Source organism: Salinispira sp. (assembly GCF_059431795.1).
Map to the genome: position 1 here is coordinate 21809 of NZ_JBXWXS010000031.1, position 20539 is coordinate 42347.

A 20539-nucleotide genomic window follows, 5' to 3' on the forward strand; every position below is an offset into this window, starting at 1 on the left:
TCGAATACCCGAGTGTATAATCATCCCCAGAGTCGAAGGATGTGCCTGGCCCCGTTCTTACTCGTCTTGGCAGCGCTGACAGCAATGGCGCCCCTCTCCGCCCAGTCCGGGAATGCGGGCATTGTAAATACCAGCGAAGGAACGGCCTATATTATTTCTCTGCCCACAGATTCCCGGCAGTTTCGGCAGCTCCAGGAAGCTCCGCTGAATCTGCCCGGCCTGATTCGTCAAAATGCAGGGAGCACAGTAGCCATTCCCGCCGGGGGAATCTCCCGGATGGTGCCCTCCTACCGTCAGGAGAGTCTTATTACAGGGTATGTGCACCTCAGCGGAAGTCTCCGTCATCCTCTGATTCTCATGCGGATACCGGCGAACTCGGCGGGAAAACTGTTTCAGCTGGATTCTTCCCATTTTGTCAGGGATGAATCCGGTGGACTGGTTACTGTCAGCAGCATGGATGATGCCCTGCCGGGAACCGGAAGTCAAAAAATCGACGGTCGGGTGGTGGACTGGATTCAAATTTCCGATACGCTGCGCTTCAAAGCCGACGCAGTTCCCCTGCGAATCCGGCGTGAGAGTCCGGGTACCAATACCGCAATTCCAGCCGAAGATTCCCTGTTTGTATCCCGGGGCGGCACAGGTCTGGACAGAGTCAAGTTCAGCTCCGACGATTTGGGACTGTATGGCATGTTTACCACCCACCAGCAGATTGTGGACGGCATGAGTTTCATTCTGTATTTCTATTCAGACCGCAGGGGGAATATCCGCAACAGCTACACCATTGAAGTTCCGGTTGCAGGGAGCAGCGGTCATGTCGTATTGTGGGGGCAGGACGGATCTGCCGAAATTGCCGGGAGCTACCGGCGTGGAGAGTTTTTTCTTGAGTTTCACATAACCCGCGAGATGCTTCCCGGTGAGATTACCCGGAGTCTTGAGGGCGGCAGCCAGGGCAGTTTTGACATCAGCACCGGATTCACCGATGGTCAGGTATATGAGGAATTTATGTACGCCAGTATACCTGCCGCAGGGTTGATATCCCGGTAAAAGGGGGGGATGTGTCAAAGGTTCATTTTTTCTGCGAGCATTGTGGTAAGGAAGTAAAAGCCAGAGATAAGGTATGCCCCCATTGCGGAAAATTCTTCTCTCAGGTCAGATGCCCCGAATGTGATTATCAGGGACCGGCGGAACATTTTATTATGGGCTGTCCCCAATGCGGGTACAGTGGTCATGGTAAGATTGAAGCGGTATACGAAGATGTGGAGCTCAGTGAATCACGAAAAAAGACACCGGGATATCTACGAAAATCCTCCAGTCCCATACCCGATTGGGTGTTTGCCCTCATGGGAGCGGTGTTCTTGGCGGCATTCGTAGGCCTGGTAATCGTCTACATGATCACCCGCTAAACGCGATTTTCCATTACACTTTGAGCAACGGAAGGAGCCGACGGATAAAATGGCGGGACGGAATCGAAAAATCATAGATCTCAAAGCTTTTTTTCAGACGGTCCGCGGATTGTTTCTCGACTTCCGCAGGGAGCGTCTGTTCTCCCTGCTCATGGTATTCTTCGCAGTGGTGATCTTCGGAGGCATCCTGGTATTTTTCACCGAACGGTTCATGGATGTTGAGAGCTATGATTCTCCCCTTGATGCCCTCTGGTGGGGTATCGTGACCCTCACCACTGTGGGTTACGGGGACTATGCGCCGGCCTCTATTCCGGCCCGGCTTCTTGCGGTGCTCATGATGCTCACCGGAGTGGTAATTACCAGCATTTTGTCCGGTACTATCGCTTCCATCTATGTTGAACGGAAAATACGGGAGGGTAAAGGTTTGCAGGATATTAATTATAAGGATCACATAGTTATTCTCGGATGGAACCGATATGCCCGGGGGCTTATCGAATCCCTGATTGCACGCTTTCAACAGGAAGATCTACGGGTTGCCCTTATTAACGAAATGACCCCCGAAGCATTTGATGAACTGCGGGTGGGGTTTCCGGACCTGGACATGAAATTTGTCCGGGGGGATATCGCAAGTGAAATTATCCTCCGCAGGGGAAACATATTGGCAGCCCGAAGCTGCATTATTATCCCCGATGAATCGGGGGGGAAATCATTCCTTGCAGCGGATGATAAAACCATTCTCTCTGCACTGGCGGTGAAAAGCATTAATCCCGAACTTACTCTCAGCGCCCAGGTTATTCATGATCAGAATGCCACCCATCTTCAGCGGGCTCAGGTGGATGAGATTATTTTTGGAGATGAAATTCTCAGACATATTATCAGCAATAGTACGGTGATGCATGGTATTCCCGGATTATTGAAAGAGCTCCTGGATCCTAATTCAAGCAAGAGGCTCCATCTTGCACCCATCCCGGTCTCATTTTCCGGAAAAAGCTTTAAAGATTTCGCCATGACATATCTGCAGGAAGACAAAGGGATTTGCATCGGGGTGCTCAGTGAAGAAAAATCCATGAGTCTTGTTGATATTCTCAGCGAAGATTCCTCAGGCATAGACGCGTTTATTAAAAAGAAATTCACCGAAGCGGAGATCAATCTTGAAAATGAACAGGAAGTGACTCTTCAGATCAATGTAAATCCCGATCCCGGCTATAAGATTCATCCTGATGATTCGGCCTTCGTCATAGGAGGTCTGGAATGACAAAGGTGAACCGGTCTGAATTCCAGACGCTGAAAAAGATAAACATCCTGAAAGATCTGGATGAGGAAGAGCTGAAGATTGTAATCGACCGTACCCGCAGGGTGGAAGCCCCGGCAGGTATGGTAATAATGGAAGAGGGCAGCATGGGCAATACCATGTATTTCTTCGTTAACGGAGTTGTGGATATCACCAAGTCACTCACATTGAAAATTGACCGTAAGGGATTTGAAAACGTAGAAAAGTCCATGATTAAGCTGGATTCGAACGTAGTTTCTTTTTTCGGCGAAATGGCTCTCATAGAAGAATCCACCCGGAGCGCCAATGTGACCGCATCAACCGACTGTCTTCTGTTGGAAATCAATAAGGAAGACTTTGATGATATCTGCGATCAGCATCCGGCGGTGGGATTGAAAATGCTCAGACGAATTTCCCAGGTCTTAAGCAGGAATGTCCGAAAGGGCAATGAAGATGTGCTCAAGCTCACCACCGCATTGAGCATCGCCCTCTCCAGAACCTAGGGAGCACTGCATGAACTCAACCGGAAAACGGCTCCAACTGTTGTTTTGCATCTGTCTCATGCTTTTTGCTCTCCTGTTCCCGGTAATGCTCGGTGCACAGGAAGGGGAAGCTCAAGGGGATACACAAGGGGAAGAAGCGGAACCCGGGGAAGATTCCCCCTCCCCCGGGGAAAATCCAGAAAAGGAATCTCGTCCCCTTCCCAGAGGATTTACCGATCTCCTGCTGGGGAGCGACCTGGAAGAGCTGAAACAGCGTCTTGAAACCAACCGTCAATTCGATTACCGGGGCGACCCCGATATACGTCTCAGTCCCTCCAGTAATCAGGCGCTTATCCGTACAGAGGGGCGGGGCTTTATGGAGTCAGGAGTGTTCCAGTTTCATGAAGAACGCTTGTTCTCCATTACCCTAAACATCGACATCGAGCAGATGGACTATTTTACCATGTTTCGGGATCTCACACAGAAATACGGTGATCCTGACTATCTTGACCCCCGGCTCAGCTACTGGAACGGAGATGGGATTCGGATGGTGTTGGAAAAACCTCTGTCGGTTAAATATATCGATATGCAGGCGTTTAACCGGATTCGCGAAGCCGGTGCCGCAGAGGAGAGCATGGGGGAATTCTCCCGCGAGCTGTTCCTGGACAATTTTTAGATGGAGCAGAATGTGCTGAAGAAACAGAACCATTACCCGGGAGATAAATCATGAAAAGAGGAATCGGCGCAGCAGCAACCCTTGTATTAATTACAGTGGTATCCATTTCCTGCTCCGGAGAAGATCAGATCTACTATCCGCTCAAAGTGGGAGACACATTGTTTCAGGTGGAACTCGCCCAAACACTGGAGGAGCGTGCACAGGGGCTCATGTATCGTCGGGAGCTGGATCCCGACAAGGGAATGCTTTTTATTTTCGATGAACCGCAACAGCTTTCGTTCTGGATGAAAAACACCTACATCGATCTAAGCATCGCCTATATAGATTCCGACGGGGTAATTATCGATATTCTGGATATGGAAGCCCTCAGCGAAGCCTCGGTGCCAAGTTCCGCTCCTGTGCAATACGCCTTGGAAGTGAGACAGGGAGGCTTCGACGAAAATGGTATTTTCCCTGGAGACAGGGTGGATTTGTCCACCATTCCCTTGAACTGACCCTCTCCCGACAACAAAAATTCAGCTGAATCGGCTACTCTTCTTCTCCGGTAAAATTATCCAGTTCGGGAAACAGATCCAGAACCGCCGGCTCATCCTTCCCGGCCGGGGCCTTCACCAGCTTTTCGATTTTTCCCTCAACCGAGGCCAGCTCTTTCTCAAGCCCCTTTGCCAGTTCTATACCTTCTTCAAATAATCTGGTAGCTTCCTGGAGTTCAACTTCACCGGTGCGAATAGTGTTACTTATCTGTTCCAGGCGCTCAAGCCGCTGTTCAAAAGATTTCATGTATGTTCCTCTGTAGTGTTAAGATCTCTCATCTTGGTGTTCCGGACATCTGCTTCCGCGGTCCCATCCCGGAATTGAATCCTAATATCGCTGCCGGTATGCAATGCATCAATACCGGATACCACACCCTTCCGGCTGTCCCTGACGATGGCATATCCCCGGTTCAGTACATCATAGGGGTCACAGGCGTTCAACTCCCGGAATGCACTTTGCAGGCGGCTTTTTCTCCTTTCAAGATATCGCCCCATCCCTTCCAGAAGCCGTTCCCGGTTATCGTCCAGTGCAAGCTGATGGGGTTGGGTGAGTCGTCGGAAACTGTCTTCCAGAAGTTCGGGGCGGAAGGGTTTCAGGGCAATGATCATTCTCCGCCGCAATTCGCCGAATGACTGGATAATCACCCTGCCGGCGCTGAGGACCCGGCTGCGAAGTTCCTCGCCGTTCACACACAGCATCTCCGCCGCAGCCGAAGGAGTGGGCGCTCTCATATCGGCGGCAAAATCGGACAGCGCCCAGTCAATTTCATGTCCCACTGCGGATATTACCGGGATTGAACAGGCGTGAATCCGGCGAACCACCTCTTCATCGCTGAAGGGCAGAAGATCCTCCAGGCTTCCTCCGCCCCGCCCGATAATGATCACATCTCCGAGCTTATGTTGATCGGCCATCTGCAGCTGCCGGCATATGGTCTCCGGGGCTTTTTCCCCCTGTACAGGAATGTTAATCACCACCACATCCATCCAGGGTGCCCGCCGACGGATTACCCTGATAATATCCCTCACTGCAGCTCCCGACTCGGAACTAAGGACTGCGACCCGCCGGGGAAAACCCGGAAGGGCCTTCTTGTGTTCCGGATTAAACAAGCCTTCAGATGCCAGGCTGCGCTTCCGTTCCTCAAGCATCTGGAGAATACGCCCCTCTCCTGAGGCCTCGAGGGAGGAACAGATGATCTGATAATTCCCCCGTTTGGCGTAGACCGAAATATTCCCCCGGACTTTCACCATCTGGCCGTCAGAGGGTACCATGCTCACAGAACGCTGGGCGCCCCGGAACATTACGGCCTGAATCATCGCGTCTTCATCCTTTATGCTGAAATACCAATGCCCGCTGGAAGCGGGCCGGAAATTACTGATCTCCCCTTCAAGAAGAATCTGAGGATATGAGCCTTCAAGCATCAGCTTGATTTCCCTGGTGAGTTGTGAGACCGTGTACGGCCGTTGTACAGTTTCATTCATTGCGGGTATGATACATGAGGCATATTCAAAAATCAAAGATTTTTGATAACCATTGACGCATATCTGTACGAAAAAATCGATAGAGGAAGGTCTGTGATGAAACATTCCGGCCCGGCTCAGAGGGTCTTCCCCGTTGTAAACTTCTCCCATCAGCGAACCCAAAAACTGCAAACTTCTCATTTGCAGGAGCTCGCATCTTTCTTGAAGAGCTTTAGCGGAACCCATGCTTCAGTGAGTTCCGATTTTCTTCTCATCTGCTCTTCTGAAGCCTCCCGGAGCGAAAGGGAACAGGCAGAAATTCGGGAATTCTCAGATTTCATTTCCGCCATGGAAGAGGTGAGTCTGCGCATAGCAGCATTGCCCCGGGGTTCTAAGAAAAAAACCGCAAACGGACAGCCCGAGCATACCCCCGACATGGAGTCCCTGCTTCAGGTCCTTCAGAGTGAGGTGGGGGCGGGGTACAATCCGGACACAGAAGAGCTTCCTCCGGTAATTTTTCACTTCTGGGCGGACGCGGCGTTTCTGAATCTCCAGGTGAACGGAGAAATCCTTAAGCTGCATGAAACCTACCTCAGCGAATATGTGTTCGCCGAGGGCTTTCCCGGAGGAGTTTCCGGGGTGCTGGTCAGTGCGGAAATCTTTCCCAAGCTGCTCCACGATGCCGGGGGTGCTGCCCTCACTCGGGACGGATTTTTCAATGTAATTCTCAAGGATTTCAACGCCTACGACATAGAAACGGTGGTTTCACCTTCAGATCTGCGCATGCTCAGGCTGGAGCTGTACAGGGACCGCTCCCTGAACTCCATGGTATGCGATTCGCTGAGTTCCTCCATAGATTCGGGTACTCCGGCAGACATGCTATGCAGCATTATTGAGAAAAACCGTGCTTCCTACCGGAGTCTTCCGGCCCATATTCTCATCGAAATACTTGAAAGTCCGAAACATATTCCTTCCTATCTTCCTCCAGGCCCAAAGAACACAGGGGAGCTCAGCAACGGTAATTTCAGCCGTATTCTGGATGCAATTCTTGATGTTGTGGAGGATCCGGTTATCACCATCGGGCCCCGTCATGAGCCATCTGTTCACAGTGATTTCCCGGCGATCCTGCGGACAATGGCCGCATACGCCGGAGCCGTAACTTTCGTAATTGAAACCTCCGGAATCGGTTGGACGCCCCAGGCCCTCCAGGCTTTGCAGGAGATCCCCCCACACTCGCTAAATCTGATTGTCTGTTTGGATGCGGTGGATCCTCAGCTGTATACATCCCTGAGAGGCGGCGGGTATGAAGAGGCCATGGGATTCATCGATCATGCAAGCCGGGAATTGAGCTGCGGATTTTTTGTACAGGCAGTTCGGATGAAGGAAAACGAAGAGCATCTGATGACCTTTTACAACCACTGGAAGGAGAAACATATCCAGGTGATTATTCAGAAATATACCGATTTCTCCCAAACCATGCCGGACAGAAAGGTAACGGATCTTTCACCCCTGAATCGGCATGAATGCTGGCATCTGAAACGGGAGCTGTACATCAGATTGGATGGTTCGGTCTTTGCCTGCCTGAACCATGCTATTATTCCCGGCGAGGAAACATTCAATTTCGGCAATGTGTATACCGACAATATGAACAGTATTTGGGAGGCAGGCAGGCATCTGTATCTCCGGCATCTGGAACATGATCTGCCGGAAGTGTGCCGAAAATGTGATGAGTGGTATACCTTCAACTTTTAACTCTTCAAGGAATTACACGGTTTTGGGCCGGGGCCCGGCGGGGCGTGACAATTCCATGAATTATAATATCTCGGTAATACAGCTGATTAGGGGCCGGAAATACCAGCGGGTGGAAGATATCCGCCGTCTGGCTGCAAAAAAAATCGCAGATACCATAGTTGTAATGCCCCGGGATGCTTCACTCCCCCTGGATGATCTCACTTCAGAATTCCCCCATCTGCGCATTGTGCTTTTTCCCCGTGAAATGTACTACGACACCGCTTCTGCAGGAAGTTTGATAAATATCAGCATGGGAGAGGCCAAACGGGATTTGGTATGCGTTATTTGGAACGATATGGAGCTTCACCTCTCTGAAAGCGCGTTTCGCGGCCTTGATCCCTCGGTGCTTTGCTTTTTACCCCTGCTGAAAGATTCCAAGGGAAATCCTGTTCCAAGCCTCTTTGTTCCCGCAGGAAATCCTTCAATGAAGAGCCTCACCTTTCGGGAACCCCTGGGTATTCTTCCCGACGGCCGGGAGCAGGAGAGCCTGTTGGCAGCCGACTACTGTGGTGTGTATAACAGACAACGCTTTATACGAAGCGGCGGCTATGATGAAGAGCTGACAAATCAGCATTGGCAAAAACTGGAATTCGGATACCGCAGCAGATTATGGGGGGAGCGCTTCGTGTCTCTCAATGCTCTGCGCTTTCAGTATCTGGAAACCATCTCCGCCGAGGAAAGTACGCCCGATGAGGATTATCTGAGATTTTATCTGAAAACCCTTGCTGTCAGATATACCGGAGACCGGGCTGAACTCCCCTGGGGGAAATTTTGGCCCTTTTATCGTGCCGGGAGAATTGGTGTGTTTCAGGCTTTGGATCAGTTCAGACGTCTGCGAAAATGGGTTCGGGAACACCGCTATAATTTCCGTTGGGATGTCCGTCAAATGATCGAACTATGGGGAGAACATCATGTTTTCTAATTATCCGAATATGCGTACCGGAGTTTTTCTCCAGGCACGCCTGGGCTCAAGCCGCCTGCCTCACAAAATACTGCTGGATCTCCAGGGCCGCACGGTACTGGAACATGCCATGCGCCGGCTTTCTCTGGTGAATACCGACGTGCATGCGGTGCTCACAGACAGCCATAGCTATTCCGTTATCAATAAAATTTGTGCTTCCGTTCCCGGCTGGGAGTGTTTCGAAGGACCTGCAGAAGATGTGCTTGCCCGCTATGTGTTTGCAGCCCGGCATTTTGCTGTAGATAGAATTATACGGGCAACCGCCGACAATCCCCTGGTGAGCTACAGGCTCGCAAATCTGTTACTAGATTTCCCCAATGGAGCACCCGGGCCCCGGCATAAATCCGGGCATCAGGAATCCGGGCATCAGCAATCCGGGCCTCGGCATAAAACCGGGCAGCAGCAATCCGGGCAGCAGCAATCCACCGTCCCGGAAACTGCCTCCGGAATAGGCCAATTCCCGGACGATCCGGCGGATTATCTTGCCCACAGCGGAATTCCCTACGGTTGTGGAGTTGAATCGGTGGCAAGCGCCGCACTTGAGCAGGCTTTTGTTGATTCTGTGGATCCCTATGACCATGAGCATGTATGTCCCTATATCTATAATCATCCGCATATATTTACGATCCGCACCGTTACTGCTCCACGGGAGTTTCAGGGGGCTGAACTCCGACTGACTCTGGATACCCGGGAAGATTACCGATATCTCAGCAGTCTGTTCCACAGCCACGAGATGGATGCTCTTCCTGAACTTCCTTCCATTCTCAAGAGCATTTATTCACTGGCGGTCTGAACATGGAAAAAGAAAAGCAGATAATCCTCGTTCCCGCACTGGAGCTTCGTAACGGAAGCGGCCACCTGGTACGAATCATCAGGCTCCATATGGAGATCGGCAACAGTTCCGTTTTCATTCCATCGGAAATGCAGCAAGGCCTTTTGGAGCAGTTTCCCCTGCTGAAAGAGTGCCGGTTGACCGGAGATCTGAATACTGCCCATGGTTCGGCTCCGCTATTCTATGTAATCGATATGCCCTTCATAGAATATTCCCGTCTCATGGAGTTGAAAGCACTGGCTCCGGTTGCGGCAATAGATCTTGGCGGCGAAGGACGGATGTACGCAGACTATCTTCTGGATAGCCTGCCGTATCCCGGAACCTACCATCATCGCAAATATTTCAAAGACCAGAGATCCGCATACCCTCCGCTTCCCCCGATTCCCGGTCTTAGCGGTATGAGCGCTATGAGCGGTATGAGCGGGAGTCGCGAAGGGGAGGCTTCAAACCTGTATGATCCGGGAATGCTCCGTCCCCGGCCAACCGATGGGGGACAAACCTCACTGACCCCGAAAATCGCGGCTGAGGCATCCGGAAATCAGGTAAGATCCTCCGCTTCCGGCAACCTGATACGGGTAAACAGCGTCCTGGTCAGTTTCGGAGGAAGCGATCCCGGACAACTCACTGCCCGTTTTGTTGACCTTCTCAAAGAACATAAATTTTTACGCTCCGTCTCTGGAAATATCATTTTTCCCCGCAGGCTGTCGAACTCCATACTCCCGGAACTTCCGGACGGCTGGAGCTGGATGAAACCGGTGGAAGACTTGACGTCCCGGTTCTCCGGCTACGAATTGATGATTTGCTCCTACGGTCTCAGTGCCTGGGAGGCCCAATTCAGCGGATTACCGGTTCTCATCGTGGATGCATCAGATTACCACCGAAGACTATCTCTGCTCTCGGGGTTTCTTTCGGTGCAGCCGGATAGCCTGGGAACCGCCGTGGATCAGCTGCAATACCCGGAGCTGGCTCGACAGCTTGTATCCCAGGTTGAACGGGTATGCGCAATCCCGGCCTCATCTCTTGGGGAACGGGTTCGCTCCATCCGACCTCAGGGAAATTCCTGTTGTCCATGCTGCGGCAACAGCGGTCCAAATCCGGTAATTTCCAGAGCAGAAAACCGGAGTTATTCCGCCTGCTCCCGATGCGGAACGGTGTATCTTTTTCGGGTCACGGCAGACAGCTTCGACTACGATGAAAGCTATTTCTTCAGCCAATATAAGGCACAGTATGGAAAAACCTACATGGAGGATTTTCAACACATTCAGAATATGGGAGCCCAACGGCTGAAGTACATCCGGAAGCATCTGTCTATCCAGAACGAACAGCCCTCCCTTCTGGATATCGGTTGTGCCTACGGTCCGTTTCTCCAGGCGGCCAGGGAGGATGGCTTTTCCTGCCAGGGAATAGATATCAGTCCTGCGGCGGTTGAATATGTACAGAATACGCTCCAAATTCCTGCGGCAAGCGGCGACATATCCGATCCGGAATTCCGACGGCAGTATGAAGAAAACGCGTTTTCCGTGGTTACCATGTGGTATGTGATTGAACATTTTTCAGAATTGCGCGACATTCTTGTCTGGATTCGGAAGATATTGAAGCCTGGGGGGATATTTGCTTTTTCCACTCCCAGCAATCGGGGAATCAGCGGCCGCCGGGATCTCTCCGGGTTTCTTCAGAACGGTCCGGAGGATCATTTTACCGTCTGGAATCCCCGGCAGGCCGATGAGCTGGGCAATATGTACGGCCTTATGCTCGCTGAAAGCCGTTCAACCGGTCATCATCCTGAGCGATTCCCTGCACCCTTCTCTCATCATTGGCTGAGGGGAATGAGCATGAGTGTGAGCAGGGCTCTGGATCTGGGCGACAGCTTCGAAGCCTATTTCATCAATATCCCCGAAGAAGATTAACCGCCTGTGAGGTACTATGTATCACCCTGATCTTGCTCTGAATGAACGAACCAGATCCTTTGTTGAATCCTGGAAAGCCGATTCCCCCCGGGGACGGCGCCTGTTGTTTCTTGGAGCCAACACAATGCAGCTGCCGGCCATCCATATTGCCCAGGCCATGGGGCTTGAGCTGTTCATTGCCGACGGAAACCCCCATGCTCCCGGTGCAGGAAGTTCCAGCGGTTTTTTTCATATTGACCTTAAAGACCTGCAGGGGCTCACCGGTGCCGCAGCCGAGATCAAAGACCGTGGAGGGCTGGACGGGGTGCTCACTGTGGGAACCGATTTCTCCGCTTCGGTTGCATGGGTGGCGCAGGCCTTCAACCTTCCGGGAATCCCGTATGAGGCGGCTCTGAACGCCAGCAGAAAGGACCGGATGCGCAGGGTGCTTCATGAACATAATATCGCCTGCCCGGGCTTCGTTTCTGTGACGGTCGAAGAGGCTGAGGTTCGCACACCCCAAGAGATCGCCGACCGCTTGCTGGGGGAAATCCGGCGGGAGGGGCTTAAATATCCCCTGGTTATAAAACCGGGAGATAATATGGGCGCCCGGGGCGTACGGCGGATTAGTTCACATAAGGATATTGCCCCTGCAGCCGCACAAGCGCTGGAATATTCCCCCGGCTCCACAGTGGTACTGGAGGAAGAGATTCAGGGCGTCGAGTATAGTCTCGATTCACTGATTTTCGATAATACCACGATGCCCATGGGTGTTGCCCGGAGAAACATTGATTACCCTCCATACTACATCGAGCGGGGACACGATTTTCCCAGCGGACTGAATGAAGATGAAGCAGATGCCATGTTTTCCATTCTCTTCCGGGCCGCTAAGGCCCTAGGGATCACCCGGGGTGCTGCCAAAGGGGATATTTTTATGACTTCCAGGGGACCTGTGATCGGTGAAGTTGCAGCTCGTCTATCCGGAGGATATATGTCCGGCTGGACCTATCCCCTTCACAGCGCTGTCCATCCCGCCGTGGGTGCCGTACTCATGGCACTGGGCGAGAATCCCGGGACATACTCGGGCTATTTTACCCCGGCCAGCGATTTTAGAGTGTCCGAGCGGGGAATTATCTCAATTCCCGGCAGGCTGAAAGATGTGATATTTGACCGGCGAGTTATCCCTGCGGGCGCTGCTCCCGGTTCCCGGGAAGAAGCAGGGGAGTTTCACTTCATCACGGTACGGCCCGGGGACGTATTGCAATTTCCCAGAAATAATGTGGAAAAATGCGGAAATATTATTTGTCGGGAATCCACCGGCCCTGAAGCTGCAACATCCGCCCAACTTGCGGAGGCGGGAGTCACCGCATATCTTTTCAGGCTGCAACCGGTAAGTTTCCGGGAACTTCAGAGTATTCTGCGCAGTGATTTCCCCCCTGCGTATCCAGAACTTTTAAAGACCTTTCTGCATGAGTACGATTCGGGGAACCGGAAATCTCAACTTCACCGCCCCGCAGAGCAGTTGCCGGGAAAATGGAAGTTTAATATACCTGCGCCCTATCTGAATTATGAAGGGAAAGACTGGAACTATCGAAGCATTCTCAACTCATTGCAGGACAGCGCACGTATAATTCCTGATTTCCGCTGGGAGGCTGGAGGGGATGCCTCCCGGAATCCTGAAATGCTGTTCGTCCTTCTAAGAGCAGGGTATCAGGGGCTTTGTTACTATCTGGATGCAGAGAACTCTCAAAATCAGGGAGATTCTACCGACATTAGTATTGATGAAGCTATCCGGAAGATCATTCAAGAGTTCAAAGACTCCCCAAGAGGCTGATGTGCAGTGGTTACCTGGCTCTTTCCATAATCAAACCATCCTCGGCTTTTTCTTAGCGGGGTGCATTCTTCTTCTTTTGCCTGCCGTTGCAGTTCATGCAGATGTTTCTCTGGAGAAGCTGCTGAACGATAATGAACTGGATCTGTATTGGGATGATATTTTGAACCGGGGCATGATTTGGAGAGGAGATGAAGTTCTCACGTTTATGCCGGATGTCCCTCTGATGACCCATAATTTCCTCGATACTTCGGTAATCAATCCTCCATATTTCCAGGACGGAAGACTCTATTTTCCCCGAAGCACGGCCGACCAGATTCAAGCGCTGTTTGTGAATCCGGAATCCGGTGATCAAAGAGAAATCTCCACCATTTTTATTGACCCCGGACATGGCGGCAAGGACCCGGGAACCATCGGCACCCTTGCCAATGGTGATCCAATATATGAGAAGAATATCGTGTTGGAGGTGGCCGCAGATCTTGCCAGACGCCTTGGCGACCGCTATCCCGACAAGGAGATCGTCATTTCCCGGGAGGACGACAGGTATCTAACCCTGGAACAGCGAACCGCCTTGGCAAACGGGTTAAGCAGCGGGCCGGATGAAAAGATTGTCTTTATCAGCATTCATGCGAACGCGGCACTGAGTTCCCGGGCGAAAGGCATTGAAGTGTGGTATCTTCCTCCTGAATACCGAAGACAGTTGCTGGAGCCGGGAGATGTGGATTCGGACAACACATCGGTGCTCCCCATTCTGAACAGCATTCTTGAAGAGGAATACACGGTGGAGAGCATCATTCTTGCTCAGAATATTGAACGGGGAATGCTTGCCGAACTGGGCGGATATACCACATCCCGGGGCTTAAAAGAGATGGACTGGTATGTGGTGCGAAAGGCGCACATGCCGTCGGTTCTGGTGGAAGTGGGATTTGTGACTAATTCTGAGGAGGTTGAACTGCTGAATAATCCCCTCTACTTGCAGAACATCAGCAAGGGAATCTATAATGGCGTAACCGATTTTATCCAGGATTTTGAAAGTGTATCTCAATAAAATAAAAAACAGTCTCTATACAGACCATAAATGGCTCATGGCGATTATCGCGCTATTTTTCCTTTCAGTGCTCCTCTATGGCGTATCCAACTTCCAACATGAAAAGGTGATTCTCTATTTCCCCGATGCAGTGGAGGGAAGGGTGATTGCCGAATACAGAACCCTTCCAAGGGAAACCGGACGGCGTCAGAGAATTGAGCAATATATAGAAGAAAGTATTCTCGGCCCCGCCAATATCCGCAACTATCATATTTTCCTCAGAGATACATCGGTCCGTTCAGTCTTCTTCCCCGGTGGCGGAGAACTGGTGGTGGACCTGGACAGGAATGCCATGAAACGCATTCCCGGAAAAGCCCTGACCCTGGAACAATCATTTAAGATTTTAGAGGACGGAATCAAATTGAATTTTCCTGCGGTGCGGCGGGTTTTATTTCTTCTGGAGGGGCAGGAACCCTATATTCCGCCCTATACTGCACCGGCGATGGGCGAATAGTCGTATCTCAGGCCTTTTCTCCATGATTTTTCCATGAACTCCCGGGAATTCAGTAAAAAGATTTGACAAAGAAATGGGTATAGATATAATTTGATAGAGCGAGTACATCGAATAAGGCTTGAAAATAAAGGAGCGCAGAATGAAAAGGTTCTTCATTCTTATTCTGGTAGCAATAATCGCAGGCACGTTCGTGTTTGCCGAGGAAGCGACACTGATTGATTTTAACACCCTGACTGCAGATTATCCCGCGGATAATCCCGTACAGAATGAAGCTACACTGATAGACTTCAGCACTGCCGCAGGGTCAAGTTTCACAGAAGAAGAAAAGGCTCAGATGAAAACTTCACTATACGTGGAAAACTGGGAAGTTATTCTGAACTCTTCAGCACGTTCTGTTGGAAACCAGTCCAGGTCCTATACAGCTGCAGCCCCCGTGCGGGACGATGCTGTACAGTACCCCGGCGAAACAACACTCGGTGTGCGAATCCATTTTCCCACCGAACCATTCAATGCATGGGGTATAGTTCAGCCTCCTTTCGAAATCCCGGCGTATTCTGATGTGAAAACAGTAAATGCCGACGGTACGCTCTCTGTAGATCCTGCTGATGAGGGTCAGGGCGAACAGTACGATGGATATGGAGTATTGAAAAATGTAGCTGTTGTAAAAAGTATTTCTGTGAATGTTCACGGTCTGAATTTTCCTCAGGGATTCAGCGTAATTCTTAAGGATCATGAAAATCGGGAACGGGAATACTTTCTCGGGTATTTAGATTTCGACGGATGGAGAACAATGACCTGGAGTAATCCTGCATATATCGAAGAAGTACGGAACAGGGAGCTTACAACATATCCTCTGTATCCTAAACTCGCGCCTATGGTAAAACTTGTAGGTTTTCGAGTATATCGTGATGCAGCCCAGGAAGGCGGCGACTTCGTAACCTACATTAAGGATGTGAGCGTTGTGTACGACAAAGCGGTTCTTACACTCGAACGCGATATCGATGATGAAGCTATATGGGGAATCCTCCAGCAGCGCGAAGAATCCCGGCGCAATGCGGAAGTTGAACGGCTTGGTAATATCCAGGTTCTGCGCTATCTTGAAAGCCAGAAAATGGATAATCCCGCCGATCGTGAAGGCGCAGACGAACAGCAGTAAGTTCACATTCACATACTGTATTGATCACACACGGCAGACCTCAGGGTCTGCCGTTTATAATTGTTGATTTTACAATGCAACAAGTGGAAGATAATTACGACGCTACCAGTTACTGGGTATTAAAAATTACGTATTGATTAAGTAATAATGATATAATTTCTATTGCATGGATTCTTCAAAAAGAGTGCGTAGAAGGATGCTTTGGAAAGATTTAATAAACAATTCATATTCAGTATTTTTTTCAATTCAAAGTCAAATATTTACATTTTAATATTGACTTACCATTTCATTAGTATATGATTTAAAACATGAGCGATTACCTAGATCCAAATAATGAAGAGCTGTTAAAAGATTTTTTTGTTGAAGCGGAAATGCAGGTGGATCTGCTTGAACAGAATATTCTTGTGCTTGAAAACGACCAGTCAAATCAAGACTCCATAGATGAAATTTTTCGGGCCGCACACACCCTGAAAGGCGCTTCTGCCACCGTTCAGATGACAGAGCTGTCTGAGTTTACCCATATTGTAGAAGATGTCCTTGACGACATCCGTGCCGGAAAACTCAAGATTAACGAAGCAATTATAGACACCCTGCTGGATGCAATAGATATTATTAAAGCCATGCTTTCTGAACGCTCACAGGGCAGCGTGTATGAAGAAGATATCAGCTCCACCGAAGAAACACTCAAGGGATTTTTGAAGGGCAAGACTGAATCCTCCAAAAAATCCAAGGATGGTGGCAAATCTGCTAAAAAAGCCGTAAAAGCTTCAAAAAACACCTCCGATGCAAAACCTGAGAAAACAGTTGCTTCAAATGAGCGAAATACTGCTGACCAGGTGAAACTTTCAGAGTACGATCTGCTGGAACTTCAGGAGAATGCCGATGAGGGCGATACTGTCTACCAGGTGATTGTCAATTTTAATCCCGATAATCCCATGAATACCGTGGGAGGAATCCAGGTATTCGCAGCATTGAAAGCCGAAGGTACTGTATTATCCACACGTCCCCAGTTTGAAGCATTATATGAAGATAATTTTTATCCCCAGGTGGTCTATTACCTGGCCACACAATCAGATGCTTCCCGACTAGAAACAATCTTGCAAATTCCGGATGTCACCACATCCATTGAAATACACCCCTTGTCCGAGGTTGAATCTGAGCCGGTTATCCAGGTTCAGGCAGCAGATACAGACCACGATAGCGAAGCCTACGAAGATGAACATACCCCGGCAGCGTTAGACGAAGAGACTGAAGCCGATGATGTTTCGAACTATGACAATATGGATGAAGAGGAAGATGAATCCGATATCCAGGAGGTCATTGAATCGGCAAAAGCAGGAATCAAGAACAGTGAAGCAGCCCCGAAAGAAATCGGAGAACCCCGTAAAACTGCTTCCAGTTCAATTCTCCGGGTGGAAAGTAAACGGATCGACGATCTTCTTAACCTGGTAAGTGAGACCGTAATTAACAAGGCGACATTTAATCAGGTGAGCAACCAGTTCACGGAAAATCTCAGCGATCTTCAGCAGGTACAGACCCAGTACCGCCAGCTAATTAAAGAACTCTTTGACTCCCTCCCTGATTATTTGGAGCAGATACAAAGCGGCAAAGGCATGAAAGATGTGAAACGGGATATGATTGAACAGTTCGGCCAGCTGTCTACCTTCTTCGACGGTTTCCATGGTTCAATCAAAACGTCCATTGCCAAATTCCGCAATACTGCGCAAAATCTTGGGCGAATTACTTCCGAACTGCAGGAAGGCGTAATGAGAATCAGAATGGTTCCCATATCTCAGATATTCTCCCGCTTTCCCCGCCTTGTAAGGGATCTCAGCAGGTCCCTGGATAAAAAAGTTAAGCTGGAAATCGAAGGTGAAGACACAGAGCTCGATAAGAGTGTAATAGAAGACCTTCTGGACCCCTTGATCCACTGTGTGAGAAACTCACTGGATCACGGTATTGAAACCGCTGAAGAGCGGAAAAAAAGCGGAAAACCCCCCGAAGGCAAAATTCACCTTAAGGCCAGCAATGAGGGAAATATGATCCTCATTGAAATTTTTGATGACGGCCGCGGAATAGACGTAAATAAAGTTAAGAAAAAAGCCATAGACCGGGGCATTATTCATCCGAACAAGGCTCTGACGGATATCGAAGCCTATAACCTTATTTTCGAGCCCGGTTTTTCTACAGCGAAATCCATAACCAATATCAGTGGTCGTGGTGTAGGCCTGGATGTGGTGAAAAAGCAGATCGAAAAACTGAACGGAAATGTTTCAGTCTGGTCATCCCAGGGAAAAGGATCGCGCTTCACCATTAAAATTCCTCTTACACTTGCAATTATTCAGGGACTTCTTGTACGGGTTGGTAAAGAATTGTATGCAATTCCCATTACTGCGGTTTTGGACAGTCACCGTATAAAGCCTGAAGAGATCAGAAAAATTGACAATTATGAAGTATTCAATGTCCGGGAAGATGTGGTGAGCCTGATGCGCCTGAACCGTATTTTTAATATTCCCACCGACGAGGATAAAGAACATTTCTTTGTTGTTATTGTTGGAAGCGGCGATAAGAAAATGGGGCTGATAGTGGATCAACTCATTGGAGAGGAAGATGTGGTAATTAAACCTCTCAGAGATCATTATACCAATGCACCGGGTATAGCCGGTGCCAATATCACCGGTGACGGAACTGTATCGTTGATTATCGACGTGAGTCAGTTGCTTGAGCTGGGGCAAAAGATGGAAATCGAAGCGCGGCAGAGAAGGGAAGTTTCACCCCGGTAGTGAGGAAGATGCATGAAAATTCTAACCAAATCAAAGAAATCAGCACATGCCCGGGCGGTTGAAGATCAGGATGCCAAGGTAGAAAATATAGATTTCAAAATGGTAACCTTCACCCTTGGCGGGAAGGATTACGGGATCGATATTATGAAGGTGAAAGAAATTGCAAAGTTCATTAATTTCACCTATGTGCCCAATACTCCCCCTTTTGTACGGGGGGTATACAATCTTAGAGGCGAGATTATCTCAATTATCGATCTGCGTGAAATGTTTAATCTTCCCCATGAGGACGATGAAACTCTGGATGAGGAAAATGGCCTCATTCTCCGCCTGGAAACAAATATGATCGGGGTTGTGGTCGATAAAATAGATAAGGTTGTGGGCATTTCAAAAGACACCATTCAGCCCCCCCATCCGATCTTCGGTGATATTAATATCAAATATATCAGCGGAGTTGTAGAAAACGATGGGCGGTTGTACATCATTCTGGATGTGGAACGCATTCTGGGAAAACCCGAAGAAGAAAAAAATAAAGAAAACCAAAATGAAATGGTCCGACAGGCTCAGCGTCAGGCCTTAGATACATCTCGACAGACTGAACACAGGGAAGCTGATGATGCGTCAGCCCAACCATCGAAAAAAATCCAGAAAAAGGCATCACCGAACAAACAGAAACAAAAAGAAGACAGTGAAGCAATTAACAAACAGTTTATTATAGAGACCCTAGAAACTTTCGAACACTTCTTCGTCAGCGAAATAAACAGAGACTGGTTTGAAAGCCGCTTTCAGGAGTGGAAGGACGAACGCAGTAAAGATAATATTCAGCTTTCCAATAAGTCTGATGCATCTCAGTTTCTTACAGGGTTTTCATCGAGATATACATCCCGGTTGTGGGAAAAAGACCTTTTCGATGCTCTGTATAACGCACTGCCCGATGAAGTGGATAACCAACTTCATATCTGGAATCCAGGATGTGGAAAGGGCTATGAAACCTACTCCCTTGCAGTATTGCTCAAGAAAAAGTATCCTAAGGCTAGATTAAAAATATGGGCCAGCGATAAGGATCTGCTTTCTGTTTCCAGTGCACCGAATATGATTTTTGATGAAAATGCAGTGCCTGAACTATACCGGGACTTTATGGTCAGCGGCCCCAACGGATTGAGTTTTAACCAGGAAATCAAGGATGCGATTCTTTTTGAATATCACGATATTGCCCATGCTCATGCAATGCCTCCCATCCAGTTACTGGTTTCCAGAGATTTGCTGTCGTATTTGAGCCGTGAAGATTCCAGTCGTTTATTGGAAGAACTTGATGAGCGGATGAAGGCCGGAGGTATTGTCATACTCGGGGATCATGAAAGAATACCTGATGCATACCCCTGGGAAGAGAAAACCGATAAGGAATTGCGTTTTTACAGAAAGAAATCAAACTGAAATAGGAGTCTTAATTTATGCGCGTAGAATACATTAACCCTTTTGTCGAATCTGCCTATAATGTTCTCACGGAAGTCTTAGGCACTGAGGTAAAACGGGGGGAACTGTACTTGAAATCAACCAGTATGTCCGTTCTCGGAGTTGCAGCAATCGTAGGGCTGGCAGGGGATGTTGAAGGGAGGGTTCTGTTTGATATGTCAAAAGAAACTGCTCTTGGTATTACATCCGTCATGCTTGAATCCATGGGAATGGATCCGGTGACCGAAATGAATGACATGGCCAAAGCCACCATCACCGAAATGGCAAATATGATTACTGGTCAGGCTGTAACAAAACTGCACAATCTGGGGTTTAGTTTTGACCTTACTCCCCCTGCAATTTTGACAGGAAAGGATATGGAAATCAGCGATAACAAGGTGGAAGCCCTTATTGTGCCCATGGACATGGAACTGGGTAAGATCGAAATCAATGTAGCCGTCCGGGAACGCAGTTAATCACATACAGG

Annotated in this window: 19 protein-coding genes; 17 read left to right on the forward strand and 2 right to left on the reverse strand. The window is 49.2% G+C overall.

Annotation, left to right across the window (positions count from 1 at the left end; translation table 11 throughout):
* Positions 1-66: 66 nt before the first annotated feature.
* From AC52PS_RS09975 to AC52PS_RS10000, 6 genes are read left to right on the forward strand one after another with little or no spacing between them, the layout of a single operon-like run.
* Positions 67-1044 (forward strand): hypothetical protein, encoded by a 978-nt coding sequence (locus AC52PS_RS09975; protein WP_495562918.1) that lies wholly within the window; start codon positions 67-69, stop codon positions 1042-1044.
* An 11-nt stretch (positions 1045-1055) separates the two neighbouring features.
* The gene (locus AC52PS_RS09980) at positions 1056-1403 is read left to right on the forward strand and encodes a zinc ribbon domain-containing protein (protein WP_495562919.1); all 348 of its coding nucleotides are present in this window, start codon (positions 1056-1058) and stop codon (positions 1401-1403) included.
* Between the two features lie 49 nt (positions 1404-1452).
* The gene (locus AC52PS_RS09985; RefSeq protein WP_495562920.1) at positions 1453-2658 is read left to right on the forward strand and encodes an ion channel; all 1206 of its coding nucleotides are present in this window, start codon (positions 1453-1455) and stop codon (positions 2656-2658) included.
* Positions 2655-3176, forward strand: coding sequence for a cyclic nucleotide-binding domain-containing protein (locus AC52PS_RS09990; protein ID WP_495562921.1), 522 nt, complete (start codon positions 2655-2657; stop codon positions 3174-3176). The genes AC52PS_RS09985 and AC52PS_RS09990 overlap by 4 nt, the downstream gene beginning before the upstream one ends.
* A gap of 10 nt (positions 3177-3186) precedes the next feature.
* Positions 3187-3831 carry a hypothetical protein gene (locus tag AC52PS_RS09995; RefSeq protein ID WP_495562922.1) on the forward strand — a complete coding sequence of 215 codons (645 nt, stop codon included), beginning with the start codon at positions 3187-3189 and terminating at the stop codon, positions 3829-3831.
* Positions 3832-3881: 50 nt separating this feature from the next.
* A complete protein-coding gene (locus AC52PS_RS10000; RefSeq protein ID WP_495562923.1) occupies positions 3882-4325 on the forward strand; it encodes a DUF192 domain-containing protein in 444 nt (147 codons plus the stop codon).
* A gap of 34 nt (positions 4326-4359) precedes the next feature.
* Here the strand turns inward: AC52PS_RS10000 and xseB are convergent, their stop codons facing one another.
* Together xseB and xseA are read right to left on the reverse strand one after the other, a co-directional pair.
* The gene (xseB, locus tag AC52PS_RS10005; RefSeq protein ID WP_495562924.1) at positions 4360-4611 is read right to left on the reverse strand and encodes an exodeoxyribonuclease VII small subunit; all 252 of its coding nucleotides are present in this window, start codon (positions 4609-4611) and stop codon (positions 4360-4362) included.
* Positions 4608-5843 (reverse strand): exodeoxyribonuclease VII large subunit, encoded by a 1236-nt coding sequence (gene xseA / locus AC52PS_RS10010; RefSeq protein ID WP_495562925.1) that lies wholly within the window; start codon positions 5841-5843, stop codon positions 4608-4610. The genes xseB and xseA overlap by 4 nt, the downstream gene beginning before the upstream one ends.
* Positions 5844-6044: 201 nt before the next feature.
* On the opposite strand from xseA, the gene AC52PS_RS10015 reads away from it, so the two are divergent.
* From AC52PS_RS10015 to AC52PS_RS10065, 11 genes are all read left to right on the forward strand, one after another.
* Positions 6045-7574 (forward strand): spiro-SPASM protein, encoded by a 1530-nt coding sequence (locus tag AC52PS_RS10015; protein WP_495562926.1) that lies wholly within the window; start codon positions 6045-6047, stop codon positions 7572-7574.
* 55 nt (positions 7575-7629) lie between these two features.
* Complete coding sequence (locus AC52PS_RS10020; protein ID WP_495562927.1) at positions 7630-8535, forward strand: hypothetical protein; 906 nt, start codon at positions 7630-7632, stop codon at positions 8533-8535.
* The gene (locus AC52PS_RS10025; RefSeq protein WP_495562928.1) at positions 8525-9367 is read left to right on the forward strand and encodes a cytidylyltransferase domain-containing protein; all 843 of its coding nucleotides are present in this window, start codon (positions 8525-8527) and stop codon (positions 9365-9367) included. The genes AC52PS_RS10020 and AC52PS_RS10025 overlap by 11 nt, the downstream gene beginning before the upstream one ends.
* Positions 9368-9369: 2 nt before the next feature.
* Positions 9370-11313 (forward strand): methyltransferase domain-containing protein, encoded by a 1944-nt coding sequence (locus AC52PS_RS10030; protein WP_495562929.1) that lies wholly within the window; start codon positions 9370-9372, stop codon positions 11311-11313.
* A 16-nt stretch (positions 11314-11329) separates the two neighbouring features.
* Entirely contained in the window at positions 11330-13126 is a 1797-nt protein-coding gene (locus tag AC52PS_RS10035; RefSeq protein ID WP_495562930.1) for an ATP-grasp domain-containing protein, read from the forward strand.
* A gap of 1 nt (position 13127) precedes the next feature.
* The gene (locus tag AC52PS_RS10040; protein WP_495562931.1) at positions 13128-14171 is read left to right on the forward strand and encodes an N-acetylmuramoyl-L-alanine amidase family protein; all 1044 of its coding nucleotides are present in this window, start codon (positions 13128-13130) and stop codon (positions 14169-14171) included.
* Between the two features lie 37 nt (positions 14172-14208).
* On the forward strand, positions 14209-14664 hold the full coding sequence (locus AC52PS_RS10045) for a GerMN domain-containing protein (protein WP_495562932.1): 456 nt from the start codon (positions 14209-14211) through the stop codon (positions 14662-14664).
* 139 nt (positions 14665-14803) lie between these two features.
* Entirely contained in the window at positions 14804-15820 is a 1017-nt protein-coding gene (locus tag AC52PS_RS10050) for a flagellar filament outer layer protein FlaA (protein ID WP_495562933.1), read from the forward strand.
* 308 nt (positions 15821-16128) lie between these two features.
* On the forward strand, positions 16129-18603 hold the full coding sequence (locus AC52PS_RS10055) for a chemotaxis protein CheA (RefSeq protein ID WP_495562934.1): 2475 nt from the start codon (positions 16129-16131) through the stop codon (positions 18601-18603).
* A gap of 12 nt (positions 18604-18615) precedes the next feature.
* Positions 18616-20034 (forward strand): chemotaxis protein CheW, encoded by a 1419-nt coding sequence (locus AC52PS_RS10060; RefSeq protein ID WP_495562935.1) that lies wholly within the window; start codon positions 18616-18618, stop codon positions 20032-20034.
* A gap of 17 nt (positions 20035-20051) precedes the next feature.
* A complete protein-coding gene (locus AC52PS_RS10065; RefSeq protein WP_495562936.1) occupies positions 20052-20528 on the forward strand; it encodes a chemotaxis protein CheX in 477 nt (158 codons plus the stop codon).
* Positions 20529-20539: the final 11 nt, after the last annotated feature.

Bases quoted from the DNA above. Each gene is read 5' to 3' on its own strand.
- AC52PS_RS09985 (WP_495562920.1), top strand. From the start codon at position 1,453: ATGGCGGGACGGAATCGAAAAATCATAGATCTCAAAGCTTTTTTTCAG.
- AC52PS_RS09990 (WP_495562921.1), top strand. From the start codon at position 2,655: ATGACAAAGGTGAACCGGTCTGAATTCCAGACGCTGAAAAAGATAAAC.
- AC52PS_RS09995 (WP_495562922.1), top strand. From the start codon at position 3,187: ATGAACTCAACCGGAAAACGGCTCCAACTGTTGTTTTGCATCTGTCTC.
- AC52PS_RS10000 (WP_495562923.1), top strand. From the start codon at position 3,882: ATGAAAAGAGGAATCGGCGCAGCAGCAACCCTTGTATTAATTACAGTG.
- xseB (WP_495562924.1), bottom strand. From the start codon at position 4,611: ATGAAATCTTTTGAACAGCGGCTTGAGCGCCTGGAACAGATAAGTAAC.
- xseA (WP_495562925.1), bottom strand. From the start codon at position 5,843: ATGAATGAAACTGTACAACGGCCGTACACGGTCTCACAACTCACCAGG.
- AC52PS_RS10020 (WP_495562927.1), top strand. From the start codon at position 7,630: ATGAATTATAATATCTCGGTAATACAGCTGATTAGGGGCCGGAAATAC.
- AC52PS_RS10025 (WP_495562928.1), top strand. From the start codon at position 8,525: ATGTTTTCTAATTATCCGAATATGCGTACCGGAGTTTTTCTCCAGGCA.
- AC52PS_RS10030 (WP_495562929.1), top strand. From the start codon at position 9,370: ATGGAAAAAGAAAAGCAGATAATCCTCGTTCCCGCACTGGAGCTTCGT.
- AC52PS_RS10035 (WP_495562930.1), top strand. From the start codon at position 11,330: ATGTATCACCCTGATCTTGCTCTGAATGAACGAACCAGATCCTTTGTT.
- AC52PS_RS10045 (WP_495562932.1), top strand. From the start codon at position 14,209: ATGGCGATTATCGCGCTATTTTTCCTTTCAGTGCTCCTCTATGGCGTA.
- AC52PS_RS10050 (WP_495562933.1), top strand. From the start codon at position 14,804: ATGAAAAGGTTCTTCATTCTTATTCTGGTAGCAATAATCGCAGGCACG.
- AC52PS_RS10055 (WP_495562934.1), top strand. From the start codon at position 16,129: ATGAGCGATTACCTAGATCCAAATAATGAAGAGCTGTTAAAAGATTTT.
- AC52PS_RS10060 (WP_495562935.1), top strand. From the start codon at position 18,616: ATGAAAATTCTAACCAAATCAAAGAAATCAGCACATGCCCGGGCGGTT.
- AC52PS_RS10065 (WP_495562936.1), top strand. From the start codon at position 20,052: ATGCGCGTAGAATACATTAACCCTTTTGTCGAATCTGCCTATAATGTT.